Origin of the sequence: Lysinibacillus telephonicus, assembly GCF_039654155.1 — a bacterium.
Lineage (GTDB): Bacteria > Bacillota > Bacilli > Bacillales_A > Planococcaceae > Ureibacillus > Ureibacillus telephonicus.
On the sequence record NZ_CP155468.1, the window covers coordinates 1,545,001 to 1,560,866 of the forward strand.

Genomic DNA, 15,866 nt, shown 5'->3' on the forward strand with positions numbered 1-15,866 from the left:
TAGGGGGAAATCTTTGAAAAATATTCTATTATTATGTGAAGCATATGGTGGGGGAGTTAAAACATATGTTGATGGAATATCCTCGAATAAGGATAAATTAAGCAATGTCCAATTAATAGTTCTAGTTAGTACTAAAAGACTTGAAAGTAATGTGCTTAATTCAAATAACGAATTTATTATCGACAATAATCTTTCTTTTAACAAATCTTTTTTTAAGTTTATTAAGGCTTTGAAAACAATTAATAAAATCGTTAAGGAAAAGGATATACATGTAATCCATGCTAATAGCTCAATATCAGGAGTTTTAATCTTTTTTTATAAAGTGTGTTTTAACTCGAAAGTTAAGTTTATTTATACTCCACACGGTTACTTCTCTTTTAAATCAATGGGGAAGATTAAAAAATACTTAGTTAAAAAAGTGGAAAAAAGAATAAATAGTATTTGTCTAAAAGTTATTCATGTGTCAAAAAGTGAAGAACGAATGGCAGTGAGTAATAAAATTGTAAACAATAAAAACTCGATAGTTATTTACAATGGTTCACAATTACCAGAGAAGGATGAAATAAAGAAGTTAAATGGAATTTTTACAATTGTAAATTTAGCTCGAGTAGATAGTCAAAAGAATCCATTTGGATTTATTGAGTTTGCTAAATTTATTATTGAGAGAAATCCTAGTGTCCAATTTGTTTGGGCAGGTAGTGGAGAGCACTTAAACTCTGCTAGAAAGACAGTTGCTGAGCTAAAATTGGAACACAAAATAAAATTTATTGGATATTTAGAAAATAAAAATGATCTACTCTCAAACGCAAATTTATTTTTTTCAACATCATTTTACGAAGGATTACCATTTTCTGTGGTGGAGGCTCTTTCTTATAAGCTGCCAGTACTTTTAAGTGATATTGTCGGTCATCAAGATTTAATAATAGACAATAAAAATGGATTGCTCTTTAATTTCCAAGACTACGAAAAAGTAAATAACTTTATTACCATGTTAATAAATGATAAAGAAAAATATAATTATTTACCATCTAATTCATTTGAAATATTTAAGAATCATTTTAGTCTGGATAAAATGATTAAAAATATAGCAGAACTTTATGAAACGGTTTAAGTATATTAATTGTTAAGGAGAGGTAGATGTTAGTATATACATTACTACCTATATTAGTTTTTTATGGACTAGTGTTGCAACGTTTAACTATTAAAAAGAATTTTTATAATTTGCAGACAGAAAGATATACTTCTCAAAAGAAAAATACATTAATGTTTTGTTTTTTGTTATTATGGCTGTTGGCAGTTTTCAAAGGATTAACAGTAGGTACAGATGCATCGATGTATTACCAATTTTTTAAAAGCGAAAACTATGAAATATTTGAACCTGGAATTTCATTTATATATAATATTGCAAATAAGTACAATAATTATATACTTTTTTCGTTTATTGTTTATTTAATATTTTTATTTTTTATCTCTAAAGGGATTGAGAAGAATTGTCCCAATTATTTAATTAGTATACTTTTCTTTATTTTAACTTATGTATACTTAACCAGCTTTAACCAAGTACGTCAACTAATAGCTGTATCATTGATATTTTGTTTTATTAATTTCCTCTTGTCAAAAAAAGATAGATACAAATTCGTAGTTATCATTTTAATTGCCTTATTATTTCATAGGAGTGCAATATTTTTATTTCTATTATTTCTAGTTCCAAAAAGTAAATTTAATATTAAATATATTATTCCATTTTTTATATTAACTATTATTTTATATTTCATCTCAGATTTTAAAGATTTTGTAGGAAAATTTATTATAAACTTTTCAGGATTTTATGCAGAAAAATATGAAGTTAATACTAAGCATTTTTTTTCTGTGAATAAGGAAAAAGGCATTGTAGAATTAATGCCTGTTATTTTTCAAATGGGGATTCTAGTATTTACCCATTTTTATTTAGATGCAAAAAAAAATCTTAATATAAATTATCATTTGTTTTACTTCTCTTATAATATCATCACTATAAATTTATGCTTATATGCGATAGCTGGTATTGAAGCAGTCGATAGAATCCAATTATACCTCTCTGTTTTTAATATTTACTTTTACTCACTACTTTTTCATCAACTCTTAAATGATACAAATAAATATATGGTTAGGTTAGTACCGTTTCTCATTTTATTATTTTGGTTAGTCTATTATTTCCTCAGAATTTTAACTAATAATCAGGGGATAGTTCCATATACTTTTTTAAATTAGCAAAATATTAAGGGATAAAAGGGGTTATAAGTTGCCGGAAATATCAATCATTTTAACAATCTTTAACGGTGCAAATACGATTACGGATACATTAAATAGTATTAAATCGCAAACGTTTAAAAATTATGAATTGATTATAGTAAACGATGGCTCAAAAGATAATACAGGTGAACTTGTTGAACAGTTTGTAGAAAATAATAAAATGATGACTATTAAATTTTTAAACCTAAATCAAAATATTGGTAGATCAAATGCATTGAATTTAGCGTTAAAGAACGCATCTTCAGATTTTATTGCAAATATAGATGGAGATGATTTATGGTCAAAAAGACATTTAGAATTACAAGTAAATAATATAAAGACACATTCTGAGTTTGATGTCATATGTTCAGATTACTATTTGTTAATTGGAAATGAGAAAACTATAAATAATTTTATACAAAGTGAAATAGGGGATCGGATGATTGATATTACAAAAAAGGTTGGTAGGTTTAACCCGATAAATCATAGTACAGTCATCTTTAAAAAATTATTAATTGAAAAAGTAGGAGGATATAATGAAGACTTAAAAAAATTAATAGATTATGATTTGTGGTTAAGACTTAAACAGCAAAATGTAAAAATTGGCTTTTTCCCAGTTAAAACATGTATTAAAAGAATACACAAAAATCAAAATTACGAAAATAAAAATCCAGTAGATTATGCTTATAAGATATTCCAAATGTCTGCAAAATCACTTATTAACACCAGAGATTATATTGGGTTTTTCTTTGCAGTAAGCAAATTCTTTTACGGTCTAGCACCCCAACATTTCAGACAATCTTTAAAGAAAGTGCTTTACGGAAAGTAAAAATAAGAGAATCGCAAAGGATCTTTAAGGAATAGGTTAAAAGAAAAATTTAAATTTACACGATGAATATTAACACTAAATCCTCTAAAATTTAATATCATTATTGTTATTATTACGTGATAAAGTTTTAAATTCATTTATAGGAAGTTTAATTAATGAGCAAATGATAACAACATATGTGGGGGATTAAATGTCAATTATAAAAAAGGTATTAAGACCTAGTTTTTCACTATTGGTAAAAACCTCTCCAGTATTTGCTAGTAAAGTTATATACTATAAAACCTTTAGGGAAAAATTAGATTTAAAAAATCCAACAACATTCAATGAAAAATTAATGTGGCTTAAATTAATGGAAGAGGATACTCTCAAAACTAGATACACAGATAAATATTTAGTAAGAGATTATATAAAAAAAAATGGGTATGAAAAAATTTTAATTGATTTATATAAAGTTTACGATAGTGCTGAAGAGATTGATTTTGAAGAATTACCAAATAGTTTTATTTTAAAATGTACACATGGCTCGGGTTTTAATATTATCTGTTCGAACAAAGAAAAACTTGATATAAAAAATACAGTCTTACAAATAAAAAAATGGATGAAAACAGATTATTCTTTAATCAGCTGTGAGCCTCATTACTCTAAAATTAAACCTAGAATAATTGCTGAAAAATTTTTAGGGAACTCAGATGGCAAAGTGCCTATTGATTATAAAATCCACTGTTTTCATGGAGAGCCAAAAATTATAGAGTTAATTTTTGATCGAGGAACTACTCAAAAGAAATGTATTTTGCTAGATTTGAACTGGGACATATTACCCTATAATGAACAAAGTATTAACTTCAAGGAAGAAATTAAAAAGCCTGAAAAATCTAATGAAATGCTGAATATCGCTAGAAAGCTAAGCAGCATATTTACGTATGTAAGAGTAGACTTATATTACTGTAATAGAGAGATTTTTTTTGGAGAGCTTACTTTTACACCGGATGCCTGCTTATTCACAGATTTATCAGATGAAGCAGGATATAAAATTGGCAACTTATTAGATTTGACAAAATCCTGCGTAAAATAATTTTTGTAAGGGGTTAATATCAATTATTAAAAGAACTTTAAGAATAGTTTTTTCAATGTTAGTAAAAACCTCACCAGAGCTCGCCAGTAAATTAATCTATTTTAAAACTTTTAAAAAAAGATTAAATTTAAAGAACCCTAAAACATTCAATGAAAAATTGATGTGGTTAAAACTTAACGAAGACGATTCCTTAAAAACTATTTATACGGATAAGTACCTAGTAAGGCAATATATTCAAGAATTAGGATATTCAAATATATTAATTGATTTATATAAAGTGTATGAAAGTGTTGAAGAGATTGATTTTCGAGAGTTGCCGAATAGTTTTGTATTGAAATGTACACATGGATCTGGATTTAATATTATTTGTTCAAATAAAGAGAATTTGGATAAAGAGCATACTATTCAACAAATAAAAAAATGGATGAAAACCGATTATTCACTTTACTGTTGTGAACCTCATTACTCTAAAATTAAAGCTAGAATAATTGCTGAAAAATTTTTAGGGGGATCTGATGGGAAGCTGCCAATGGATTATAAGTTCCACTGTTTTCATGGAGAACCGAAAATTATAGAATTAATATTTGATCGTGGAACTGCTCAAACAAAATCCATTTTATTCGATTTAAACTGGGACATATTACCTTATGATCAGCAGAGTCTTAGCTTTAAAGAAGTTATTGCACCGCCGGAAAAAGCGAATGAGATGCTGGAAATTGCAAGAAAGCTAAGCAGCGGATTCACTTATGTAAGAGTGGATTTATATTTTTACAATAAAAAGATTTATTTTGGAGAACTTACTTTTACGCCAGATGCCTGCTTATTTACCGATTTATTTGATGAAGCAGAGCATATCATTGGTAATTTAATAGATTTGGCAAAGTCTACTAAAGGAACATCCGGAAAAATGTTAGAACAAAATATAAATTTTTAAATTTAGGATTCTATCCAAAAGTATTACTCAAATAAGTTGATTATAAAATTCTATAAAGGAAGTTTATTATAGTACAGCTTTCATTAGTAAAAAATAAACTTAATACAAAATTTATAAGAAATACTGGTTGGTTATTATTTGAACAGATTTTTAGGATGGGCCTGTCGCTAATAATTACATCACTTATGGCTCGATACCTTGGTGCTCAAGATTTTGGTTTACTTAATTATAGTTTAGCTTATATTATAATTTTTACGACAGTAAGTAATCTTGGAATTGATTGTATAATCGTAAATGAAATTATTAAAAAAAGAGAAGATACTGGCAAGATTATCGGTACAACTATTTATCTTAGATTATTTTCTTCACTAATTTCATTTTTCTTAATCTACTTAATCGTTAGCTACTTAAACCCCAATGATACTATTCTTCTAATTATAACATTACTTCAGTCTATCTCATTACTCTTTATTATTTTTGATACAATCGAATATTGGTTTCAATCAAATTTGCAATCAAAATATATTGTGATTGCAAAATCGACAGCTTTTATTATCGTGACAATTTGGCGGTTAGCTTTAATTATTTTCGAAAAACCTATACAATATTTCGCTATTGCAACGGTGATTGAAGCTATTGTTATAAGTTTATTTATCGTGGTGTTTTATATAAGATTTAACGGGCCAAGACTGCAGTTTTCATATCAAACAGCAAAACGATTGTTATTTCAAGGTTATTATCACTTTATTGCCGGATTACTTATTATGGTGTATACCCAAATCGATAAAATTATGCTGGGACAGATGACTGGTGGTGCAACGGTAGGAATTTATTCAGCAGCACTAACGATATCTAGTTTATGGATGTTTATACCAAATGCACTTATAGAGTCAGCAAGGCCGATTATAATGAATTCAAAAGATCAAAATGAAAAATCATACATTAAGAAAAATAAGCAGCTATATTGTTCCATAATGTGGATAGGGATTGTAGCTTCTGTAGTAATTACTCTACTTGCCAAACCTATCATTTTATTAATTTATGGAAATCAATTTATTGAGTCAATAAATGTACTTATCATATTGATTTGGTCACGAATTTTTTCATTAATAGGGACTACTAAAGCTATATGGTTAACTGTAGAGAATTTAGGAAAATATCAAGTTTACTTTGTAGGAATTGGAGCTTTATTAAATATAGTACTGAACTGTCTATTTATTCCTAAATATGGAGCGGTTGGTGCTGCAATTGCTACTTTATTTGTGGAAATAGTTTCTACACTTATTGCTTGTTTATTTTTTAATAAAACACGTCCTTTGTTTAAATTAATAATTGAATCATTGTGTTTTAAAGATATAAAGAATTAAGCAAAAAGAAATGAATAAAGCTGCAAAAATTGAAAGCAATGTTGCTATATTTCAACAAATAGGAAATGAGGGAAAACTTGACAATTCCATTGCTTCATACTGGTATTTTAAATGAATCATTAGTTTATATTGACTGGTTAAGTTATTCTTCAATGGTAGCTTCAATTCATCATTACATTGAAGGAATAGAAGATGAACAAACAGGTTGGCTTAATTTACCTATCGAAACAGAAGATGATTTGTTGAATTCAATTGGAAATGTAGCAAATGAAATAAAATGCAATGCCGACATATTAGTAGTAATCGGTATAGGTGGTTCATTTTTAGGTGCGCGGGCAATACAAGATGCACTAACTCCATATTTTGGGCAACATCAAAATGGTGTTGAAGTTGTTTATGTTGGTCAAAACATGAGCGGTGCTTATATTCAGCAATTATTAAATAGTCTTAAGTTCAAAGACATATATGTAAATGTTATTTCGAAATCTGGAACAACACTTGAACCTGCTTTAGCATTCCGTGTATTTCGTCAATATATGGAAAAACGCTATGGGGAACAGGCAAAGGAACGTATTATCGTCACAACGGATTCTAAAAAAGGATTGCTAAGAAACATAGCTCAAAATTCAGGCTATCGCCAATTTGTCATACCTTCAAATATTGGCGGACGTTTTTCTGTTTTTACACCAGTTGGACTTTTACCAATTGCGGCTGCGGGGGTGGATATAAATCATTTAATTGAAGGTGCTAAAAAGGCAGCAATACATTTAAAAGAAGAGAAATTAGAAATGAATGAAGCATACCGTTATGCAGTTATTCGACATGCATTATATAAACAAGGCTACCAAATCGAATTGCTCGCATCTTTTGAACCTAGTCTTGCTAGATTACATGAATGGTGGAAGCAATTATTTGGAGAAAGTGAAGGAAAAGATAAAAAAGGTCTTTTTCCTGCAACAGTTAATTACTCTACTGATTTACATGCCATAGGCCAATTTATTCAGGAAGGCAACCCAATACTTTTTGAGACATTCCTTCATTTTAAAGAAATTATAGATGATTATCGAGTACCTTTTGACAATCGAAACGAGGATCAGCTTAACTTTTTATCCAACCTTAGCTTTAATGAAATAAATGCTACCTCTAAAGAAGGGGTTGCTTTTGCACATTCCAATGGGGGAGTGCCTGTTATTCAATTGGAGTTGCAACGTCTTGATAGTTATCATCTAGGATACCTCATTTACTTTTTTATGAAGGCATGTGTAATGAGTGCGTATTTGTTAGAAGTAAATCCATTTGATCAACCAGGTGTTGAGGCTTATAAAAATAAAATGCTTGAATTGTTAAATACAAAATTAGCAACTGAACAAATTTAAAATAACAAATGAGGAGATTAATAGGATGAAAGTTAAGAAAGCAATAATTCCAGCTGCAGGTCTTGGTACTCGTTTTCTACCAGCTACAAAAGCAATGCCAAAGGAAATGTTGCCGATAGTAGATAGACCTACAATTGAGTTTATCGTTGATGAAGCGATTCAATCAGGAATTAAAGATATTTTGATTGTCACAGGCAAAGGCAAACGTGCAATTGAAGATCATTTTGATATAAACCTAGAACTTGAACAGAATTTAGTAAAAAAAGAAAAGCATGAGCAATTAAATAAAATTAAATATTCTTCTGAAGTAGAAATTCATTATATTAGACAAAAGGAACCAAAAGGGTTGGGGCATGCTATTTGGTGTGCAAGGAACTTTATTGGAAATGAACCTTTTGCTGTCTTATTAGGAGACGATATAGTTGAATCACCAAAACCGTGCTTAGCACAATTAATTGACCAATATGATAAAACACAGTCATCGATTGTAGGAGTTCAAAAGGTCTTAGGAAAGGATACTGAACGTTACGGCATTATAAACCCGCTTAGTATGGATGGAAGACTATATGAAGTGCGAAATTTTGTTGAAAAACCAAAACGTGGTACAGCGCCCTCTAATTTAGCTATCGTTGGTAGATATATATTAACTCCCGAAATTTTCCCAATTTTATCTTGTCATGAAATGGATAATAACGGGGAAATCCAGTTGACAGATGCAATTGAAAAACTAAATAAAATTCAAAGTGTTTTTGCATATGAATTCGTAGGAAATCGATATGATGTTGGAGAGAAGATTGGCTTTATTCAAGCTACATTGGAATTTGCTTTAAATAATGAGGAAATTGGTCAAAAAGTAGAAGAGATGTTAAAGGAATTATTAATAAAGAGATTAAGTAAAGACAAAGTAAACTTATAGCGTCTTATATAAATTCTGAATTAGTGAGGGAGATTATTTAATGATTCTTGTAGTTGGTGGTGCTGGTTATATTGGCAGCCACCTAGTAAAAGAGCTGGTAAAGTCACATAAAGTATTAGTTTTAGATAATTTATCAACCGGCCATCAAGAAGCAATTGATGAGAAAGTAATTTTTATACATGGTGAACTAGGTGACCAACAATTATTAAATGAAATCTTTTCAACGTTCTCTATTCAAGCTGTTATGCACTTTGCGGCGAACAGTTTAGTAGGAGAATCTGTTATAAATCCACAAAAGTATTATATGAATAATGTAGTTGCGACACTCTCACTTTTAAATACAATGATAAAACATAAGGTGAAAAATTGTATTTTCTCATCCACAGCAGCTACATATGGCATTTCAAATTCACAACTAATTGATGAAGCTGTCCCCACATGGCCGATAAATCCGTATGGCCGATCTAAACTCATGATTGAACAAATATTATCTGATTACGCACAAGCATATGATTTACATTATGTTATTTTAAGATATTTTAATGCTGCGGGTGCTTATACAACAGGTGAAATTGGAGAAAGCCATCATCCAGAATCTCATTTAATTCCCATCATATTGCAGCACCTTGCTGGCTCTCGAGAAAAAGTATTCATCTATGGCGATGATTATGATACCCCCGACGGTACTTGTATTAGAGATTTTATTCACGTAATGGATTTGGCAACTGCTCACATTATTGCACTTGAGTCATTGTTAAATGGAAAGAACAAGGCTGCTATTTATAATTTAGGGAATGGCACCGGTTATTCAGTAAAGGAAGTTATTAAAACTTGTGAAAAAATCGCTCAATCAAAATGTAATTTTGAAATTGCACAAAGACGTGCAGGTGACCCAGCAATATTAGTGGCTTCTGCAAAAAAAATTCAGCAAGAGCTTGGTTGGAAAGCAGAAAAAGACTTAGAGTCAATCATTGAGAGTGCTTGGAAATGGCATAAACATCAAAAATATTAGCAGGCTAATAAAGTTGGGGTCTCTGTTGTAAAGACACCCCATATTGAAGAATAAACAAACTATTGGGTACATATTAATAATTGTACAAACCATATACTTTTATAATAAATGCTGGATTTCTAAAAGTTTTCTTTTTTAACTATAAGCACTAGGGAGGACACTCATTGGATGAAGCACTTAGTTTACAGGAAATATTAAAAATAATAAAAAAACGACTTTTTCTTATTATTAGCTTTGTTGTTATAAGTGCTGGAGTTACTGCGCTTCTTCTTTTTTATGTAATTCCACCAATCTATTCAGCGCAAACACAAATTTTAATAAATCAAAATAATATAAATCAGGAAGTTTACGGTTGGGCAGAACTTGAAACGGATTTACAATTAATCGATACGTATAATGTGATTATAAAAAGTCCAGCTATCTTGAATAAAGTAATTGAAGAATTAAACTTGGATATAACAACAGAATCGCTTTCAAATCAAATTTCCGTTTCAAATGAAGATAACTCAAAGGTTGTCAATATAATAATAGAAAACAAAGATTATGGACAAGCAGTGATAATAGCCAATAAAGTTGCAGAGATATTTAAAGAGGAAATTCCAACTTTAATGAATGTTGATAATATAAATATTTTATCAAGCGCAACTATCAGTGATACCCCCAGCTCTGTAAAACCAAATAAAGTTTTATATATTGGAATTGCAGCAATTGCAGGATTGCTTCTTAGTGTAGGTTTAGCTTTTCTATTAGAAAATTTAGATTCTACAATTAAGAATGAAAAGGATATTGAAGAAATTTTAAGCTTGCCAGTAATCGGTAGAGTTAGTTTGATGAAACTTGAAAAAAGCCATAAATCCTCTAGCTCGCAATATCATGCAAGGAGGAGTTAAATGTTCAAAAAAAAGAAAAAGAGAAGAAAACTTTCTACTATGCCGCGTATTCTTGTGACTTTATCAGATAATTATTCTTTTGTATCGGAACAGTTTCGAACAATTCGTACTAATATTACATTTTCAATGTCTATTGATGATCAAAAAACTCTTTTAATAACCTCCTCAATTCCAGGAGAGGGGAAAACAACAAATGCTGCCAATATTGCCATCGTGTTTGCCCAAGAAGGAAAAAAAGTATTGTTAATCGACGCAGATATGCGTAAACCAACATTGCATTTAACATTCAATATTTTAAATTTAGAGGGCTTTTCAACAATATTAGCAAGAAAAAAGCAGTATTATGAAGTAATTCAAAATACTTCGGTTGAAGACCTATTTATAATTCCTAGTGGTCCAATCCCGCCCAATCCAGCTGAATTACTATCTTCAAAGGCACTTGATGATATATTAAATGAGATAAAGAAATATTATGACGTTATCATTTTCGATGCACCACCATTGTTATCAGTGACAGATAGCCAAATATTGGCTAATAAAACTGATGGCACTGTGCTTATTATAAATTCAGGAAGTACTGAAAAAGAGGATGTTTTAAAATCAAAGGAAATTCTTCTTGCCTCAAGAGCTAACATATTAGGAGTTGTATTAAACAACTATAAAATACCTCGAAATAATTATTATAGATATCAATATGCATATATAGAAAAGCAATAACTGAATGTCATTCGAATACATTTGAATATAAAACTTGAAACGTAAATCTTTCTTGTGATTTACGTTTTATTTTGCTCTTATCAAACAATGAATGGTAAAATTGAGGGTGTTATTTATCTTATTTATTTAGTGCCACCCCACTAAATAGAGATAAAGCCTCCAGCAAGTTTCGATTTCGGAGAGTTCGTAGGAAATTAGCCAAGTAGTCTCCCTCCAGCAAAGGCGATTTAACCTTATCGGTGCAGGCCCTTTACGATTCCGAAAGCGGACGCTGGTTAGCATGGCGTTGATAGAAAGTAGGTCATTAAATGAAAGTTTTATTTATCGGCGATATCGTGGGTTCAATCGGTCGAGATGCAGTGGAAAAATATTTACCCCGCTTAAAGAAAAAATATGGTCCAGATGTTGTCATTGCAAACGGAGAGAATGCAGCAGCTGGCCGCGGAATTACACAAAAAATTTATCAGCAATTGTTGCAAGTTGGTGTTGATGTAATTACTATGGGCAATCACACTTGGGACAATAAAGATATTTTTGAATTTATTGATGATGCAGAGTATTTAATTCGTCCTGCTAACTTTTCAAACGAAGCACCTGGAAAAGGAATGGTGCAAATTACGAAAAACGGTGTTACGTTATCAGTGATTAATTTGCATGGTAGAGTGTTTCTACCGCCACATGAAGATCCTTTTGCGATGGCTGATGTTTTAGTGGAAGAAGCACGTAAAATATCCCCATTAGTTTTTGTTGATTTTCATGCTGAAGTAACAAGTGAAAAAATTGCCCTAGGTTGGCATTTGGACGGTCGTGCTTCTGCTATTGTTGGAACACATACACATGTTCAAACAGCAGATGCCAGAATCTATCCAGGTGGAACAGCTTATATTACCGATGTTGGGATGACAGGTCCGTACGATGAAGTTTTAGGAATGAAAAAAGAAAGCGTCATTTACAAATTTCAAACAAATATGCCTTCTCGTTTTGAAGTTCCTAAAACCGGACGAGAAGTACTAAGTGGATTTTTCGTTGAGATAGATGATAAAACGGGTAAAGCATTTAGCTGTGAACGAATTTATATAAATGAAGACTATCCATTTAAAGGTTAAAAATAAATTTTTTTCAGCTCCAAATTCAAATTAGAATAGATTCTAATTTCCTCTTTAGCAACATAAAATGTGATACGGACACTAAGTTGAAGTCCTTTGAATGAATGCCCAAAAATTCAAATGCTTCATTCAACATTTATTAAAGCTATATGGGGAGGAATAATTGTGGATTCATTAAAAGTATCATCTCGCTCTAATCCAAATTCTGTCGCAGGTGCGCTCGTTGCGGTTATTCGAGAGCAAGGATATGCGGAAATGCAAGCTGTAGGTGCAGGTGCATTGAATCAGGCAGTGAAAGCAGTTGCGATTGCGCGCGGTTTTGTTGCGCCGAGCGGAACGGACTTAATTTGTGCACCGGCATTCGCAGATATAACAATTGCTGGTGAGGATCGAACAGCATTAAAGTTAGTAGTTGAAAAAAGAAACCGATAAAAGCGTTTGAACCGGAGCTCTCATTAATTAGCCTTGCTAATTAATGAGAGCTTTTTCAATTTAATTTTTTGTTTTACAATGCTCGGGAAATACTGACACAATTATGACATACTGAAGTAGTGAATCTTTAACTTATAGTGGTCGTCTTATTTTACATAAAGCTATAATTTTCGGTATTTTCTCTATTTCCGTCAAAGGTCTGATTTTCACCAAATTGTTGTATTTCCAATAGTTTATGATATATGTTCATGTTAAACTAATGTAGGAAATTCATATATAAATAGAGTAATAATTTAAGGAGTTGTTAACATGTTACATCAGCTTTCGTGGAAAGTCGGTGGGCAGCAAGGTGAAGGTATTGAGAGTACAGGTGAAATCTTCTCAATGGCAATGAATCGTTTAGGTTATCACCTTTACGGCTATCGTCATTTCTCTTCACGTATTAAAGGTGGCCATACGAATAATAAAATTACAGTAAGACCAACAGAAGTGCGCTCAATTGCGGACGATTTAGATATTTTAGTAGCATTCGACCAAGAAACGATTGAAGTTAACTATAAAGAGCTAACAGAAAAAAGCATCATTCTAGCTGATAGCAAATTTAATCCTACAAAACCTGAAGATTCCAAAGCTCCATTATTTATCGTACCATTTACAGAAATTGCTGCAGAACTAGGTACTTCTCTGATGAAAAACATGGTAGCAATTGGGGCAACTTCAGCTTTATTAAACTTAAATATTGAAGTATTTCAAGGTGTAGTCGAAGAAATTTTTGGACGAAAAGGCGAAGAAGTAGTTAATAAAAACATTGAAGCTATCCAAAAAGGCTATGACGTTATGAGTGAGCTTTTAGGTGAACGAGTAGGTGAATGGGAACTAGCTCCTGCAGATGGAAAACGTCGCATGTATATGATTGGTAATGACGCAGTTGCTTTAGGTGCTCTAGCAGCAGGTGCACGCTTTATGGCAGCATATCCTATTACACCCGCTTCAGAAATTATGGAGTATTTAATTAAAAAGCTACCGAAGCTTGGTGGAGCCGTAATTCAAACAGAAGATGAAATCGCAGCTGCTACAATGGCGATTGGTGCGAACTTTGGTGGTGCCCGCGCATTTACGGCATCAGCAGGACCTGGATTATCACTTATGATGGAGTCGATAGGTCTATCTGGTATGACGGAGCAACCTTTAGTGATTGTCGATACGCAACGTGGGGGTCCATCAACAGGTCTTCCAACAAAACAAGAACAATCAGACTTAATGGCAATGCTCTATGGTACACATGGTGAGATTCCAAAAGTTGTCATTGCACCTTCTACATTGGAGGAAGCGTTCTTTGACACAATTCAAGCATTTAATATTGCGGAAGAACTTCAACTACCAGTTATCATTATGACGGATTTACAATTATCTCTTGGTAAACAAACTACGGATCCTTTTGATTATAAGAAAATTGAAATTCGTCGCGGGAAAATTGTTGAAGGGGATATTGAACCAAACGACAATAAAGACTACTTCAAACGTTATGAAAACACTGAAGATGGAATTTCACCACGCGTTTTCCCAGGAACACCTAATGGTATTCACCATGTAACAGGTGTTGAGCATGATGAAACAGGTAAACCAAGCGAAGCACAAGGAAACCGTGAGATTCAAATGGACAAACGTTTCCGTAAACTTCAACATTTAAAATTCGATAATCCTGTTTATGTAAATGCACCACATGACGAGTCGGATGTATTATTAGTTGGTTTTAACTCTACACGTGGAGCAATTGAAGAAGTACAAGAGCAATTAACGAATGAAGGGCTTAAAGTAAACCATGCACATATCCGTTTACTATTCCCATTCCCATCAGAAGAAATGGCTCCTTTAGTAGCAGGAGCGAAAAAAGTGATTGTTGTAGAAAACAATAAAACTTCTCAACTTGCAAATATTATGAAAATGAATATTGGCGGTCACAATAAAACACTTAGTATCACGAAATATGACGGTACACCGTTCTTACCTCGTGAGCTTACAAATAAAGTAAAGGAGCTGCTTGACTAATGGCAACATTTAAAGATTTTCGTAACTCAGTTAAACCAAACTGGTGTCCAGGCTGTGGTGACTTTTCTGTTCAAGCAGCTATCCAACGTGCAGCGGCTAATGTAGGAATTGAGCCACATGAATTAGCGGTAGTTGCAGGTATTGGTTGCTCAGGACGTATTGCCGGCTATATTAATTCTTACGGGTTCCACGGAATTCATGGTCGTTCGCTGCCACTTGCACAAGGATTAAAAATGGCCAACCGTGATCTCCATGTTATCGCTTCTGGTGGTGACGGCGACGGGTTTGCTATTGGTATGGCTCATACAGTACATGCGATCCGCCGTAACATTGACATCACTTATGTTGTTATGGATAACCAAATTTATGGTTTAACAAAGGGTCAAACTTCACCTCGTTCTGCACAAGGTTTTATTACAAAATCAACACCTGGCGGGGCAATTGAACCTTCATTAAAACCGTTAGAAGTGGCATTATCAGCTGGTGCAACATTTGTCGCACAAGGTTTCTCAACAGATATTAAAGAATTAACAGCTTTAATTGAGGCTGGTATTCAGCATAAGGGATTCTCATTCATTAACGTATTCAGTCCTTGTGTAACATACAATAAGGTAAATACCTATGAATGGTTTAAAGAGCATCTAACGAAACTATCTGAAATTGAAGACTATGATTCTACAAACAGAGAATTAGCAATGCAAACAGTTATGGAAAAAGAAGGATTAGTAACAGGTATTATTTATCAAGAAACGGATACAAAATCTTACCAAGAAAAAGTACCTGGCTACTCTGAAGAACCACTATCAAAAATTGATATGAATTTATCTGAAGAAAAGTTTAATGAATTAGTAAAAGAATTTATGTAATTGCTTCGCAAGGGCTCCTTTTAAAGGAG

General features: G+C 31.9%; 15 protein-coding genes. All 15 read left to right on the plus strand.

What is annotated here, in order from left to right:
* Window positions 1–13: 13 nt before the first annotated feature.
* On the plus strand, window positions 14–1,111 hold the full coding sequence (locus MKY04_RS07310) for a glycosyltransferase (RefSeq protein WP_346235576.1): 1,098 nt from the start codon (window positions 14–16) through the stop codon (window positions 1,109–1,111).
* 26 nt (window positions 1,112–1,137) lie between these two features.
* Complete coding sequence (locus MKY04_RS07315; protein ID WP_126294778.1) at window positions 1,138–2,250, plus strand: EpsG family protein; 1,113 nt, start codon at window positions 1,138–1,140, stop codon at window positions 2,248–2,250.
* A gap of 31 nt (window positions 2,251–2,281) precedes the next feature.
* Window positions 2,282–3,100: a glycosyltransferase family 2 protein gene (locus tag MKY04_RS07320; protein WP_346235577.1), complete on the plus strand. Its 819-nt coding sequence runs from the start codon at window positions 2,282–2,284 to the stop codon at window positions 3,098–3,100.
* Window positions 3,101–3,290: 190 nt separating this feature from the next.
* On the plus strand, window positions 3,291–4,172 hold the full coding sequence (locus tag MKY04_RS07325; protein ID WP_126294780.1) for an ATP-grasp fold amidoligase family protein: 882 nt from the start codon (window positions 3,291–3,293) through the stop codon (window positions 4,170–4,172).
* 55 nt (window positions 4,173–4,227) lie between these two features.
* Window positions 4,228–5,106 (plus strand): ATP-grasp fold amidoligase family protein, encoded by an 879-nt coding sequence (locus MKY04_RS07330; RefSeq protein WP_126294781.1) that lies wholly within the window; start codon window positions 4,228–4,230, stop codon window positions 5,104–5,106.
* Between the two features lie 113 nt (window positions 5,107–5,219).
* Window positions 5,220–6,473 carry a flippase gene (locus MKY04_RS07335; RefSeq protein ID WP_346235873.1) on the plus strand — a complete coding sequence of 418 codons (1,254 nt, stop codon included), beginning with the start codon at window positions 5,220–5,222 and terminating at the stop codon, window positions 6,471–6,473.
* A 77-nt stretch (window positions 6,474–6,550) separates the two neighbouring features.
* Window positions 6,551–7,849 carry a glucose-6-phosphate isomerase gene (locus MKY04_RS07340; RefSeq protein ID WP_346235578.1) on the plus strand — a complete coding sequence of 433 codons (1,299 nt, stop codon included), beginning with the start codon at window positions 6,551–6,553 and terminating at the stop codon, window positions 7,847–7,849.
* 25 nt (window positions 7,850–7,874) lie between these two features.
* Window positions 7,875–8,765, plus strand: coding sequence for a UTP--glucose-1-phosphate uridylyltransferase GalU (gene galU, locus MKY04_RS07345; RefSeq protein WP_126294783.1), 891 nt, complete (start codon window positions 7,875–7,877; stop codon window positions 8,763–8,765).
* A gap of 40 nt (window positions 8,766–8,805) precedes the next feature.
* Window positions 8,806–9,777, plus strand: coding sequence for a UDP-glucose 4-epimerase GalE (gene galE, locus MKY04_RS07350; RefSeq protein WP_126294784.1), 972 nt, complete (start codon window positions 8,806–8,808; stop codon window positions 9,775–9,777).
* A 164-nt stretch (window positions 9,778–9,941) separates the two neighbouring features.
* On the plus strand, window positions 9,942–10,667 hold the full coding sequence (locus tag MKY04_RS07355; protein ID WP_126294785.1) for a YveK family protein: 726 nt from the start codon (window positions 9,942–9,944) through the stop codon (window positions 10,665–10,667).
* Complete coding sequence (locus MKY04_RS07360; RefSeq protein WP_126294786.1) at window positions 10,668–11,384, plus strand: CpsD/CapB family tyrosine-protein kinase; 717 nt, start codon at window positions 10,668–10,670, stop codon at window positions 11,382–11,384.
* Window positions 11,385–11,692: 308 nt separating this feature from the next.
* Entirely contained in the window at window positions 11,693–12,490 is a 798-nt protein-coding gene (locus tag MKY04_RS07365) for a TIGR00282 family metallophosphoesterase (protein WP_346235579.1), read from the plus strand.
* Between the two features lie 165 nt (window positions 12,491–12,655).
* Window positions 12,656–12,922, plus strand: a complete 267-nt coding sequence (locus MKY04_RS07370) for a stage V sporulation protein S (RefSeq protein WP_097072367.1) — start codon at window positions 12,656–12,658, stop codon at window positions 12,920–12,922.
* A gap of 309 nt (window positions 12,923–13,231) precedes the next feature.
* Window positions 13,232–14,971: a 2-oxoacid:acceptor oxidoreductase subunit alpha gene (locus MKY04_RS07375; protein ID WP_126294788.1), complete on the plus strand. Its 1,740-nt coding sequence runs from the start codon at window positions 13,232–13,234 to the stop codon at window positions 14,969–14,971.
* Window positions 14,971–15,837, plus strand: coding sequence for a 2-oxoacid:ferredoxin oxidoreductase subunit beta (locus tag MKY04_RS07380; protein WP_346235580.1), 867 nt, complete (start codon window positions 14,971–14,973; stop codon window positions 15,835–15,837). Before MKY04_RS07375 ends, MKY04_RS07380 begins: the two co-directional genes overlap by 1 nt.
* Window positions 15,838–15,866: the final 29 nt, after the last annotated feature.

What these genes read in the sequence shown, in the direction of transcription:
- MKY04_RS07315 (WP_126294778.1), top strand. Translation starts at nt 1,138, where the DNA reads ATGTTAGTATATACATTACTACCTATATTAGTTTTTTATGGACTAGTG.
- MKY04_RS07325 (WP_126294780.1), top strand. Translation starts at nt 3,291, where the DNA reads ATGTCAATTATAAAAAAGGTATTAAGACCTAGTTTTTCACTATTGGTA.
- MKY04_RS07330 (WP_126294781.1), top strand. Translation starts at nt 4,228, where the DNA reads ATGTTAGTAAAAACCTCACCAGAGCTCGCCAGTAAATTAATCTATTTT.
- galU (WP_126294783.1), top strand. Translation starts at nt 7,875, where the DNA reads ATGAAAGTTAAGAAAGCAATAATTCCAGCTGCAGGTCTTGGTACTCGT.
- galE (WP_126294784.1), top strand. Translation starts at nt 8,806, where the DNA reads ATGATTCTTGTAGTTGGTGGTGCTGGTTATATTGGCAGCCACCTAGTA.
- MKY04_RS07360 (WP_126294786.1), top strand. Translation starts at nt 10,668, where the DNA reads ATGTTCAAAAAAAAGAAAAAGAGAAGAAAACTTTCTACTATGCCGCGT.
- MKY04_RS07365 (WP_346235579.1), top strand. Translation starts at nt 11,693, where the DNA reads ATGAAAGTTTTATTTATCGGCGATATCGTGGGTTCAATCGGTCGAGAT.
- MKY04_RS07375 (WP_126294788.1), top strand. Translation starts at nt 13,232, where the DNA reads ATGTTACATCAGCTTTCGTGGAAAGTCGGTGGGCAGCAAGGTGAAGGT.
- MKY04_RS07380 (WP_346235580.1), top strand. Translation starts at nt 14,971, where the DNA reads ATGGCAACATTTAAAGATTTTCGTAACTCAGTTAAACCAAACTGGTGT.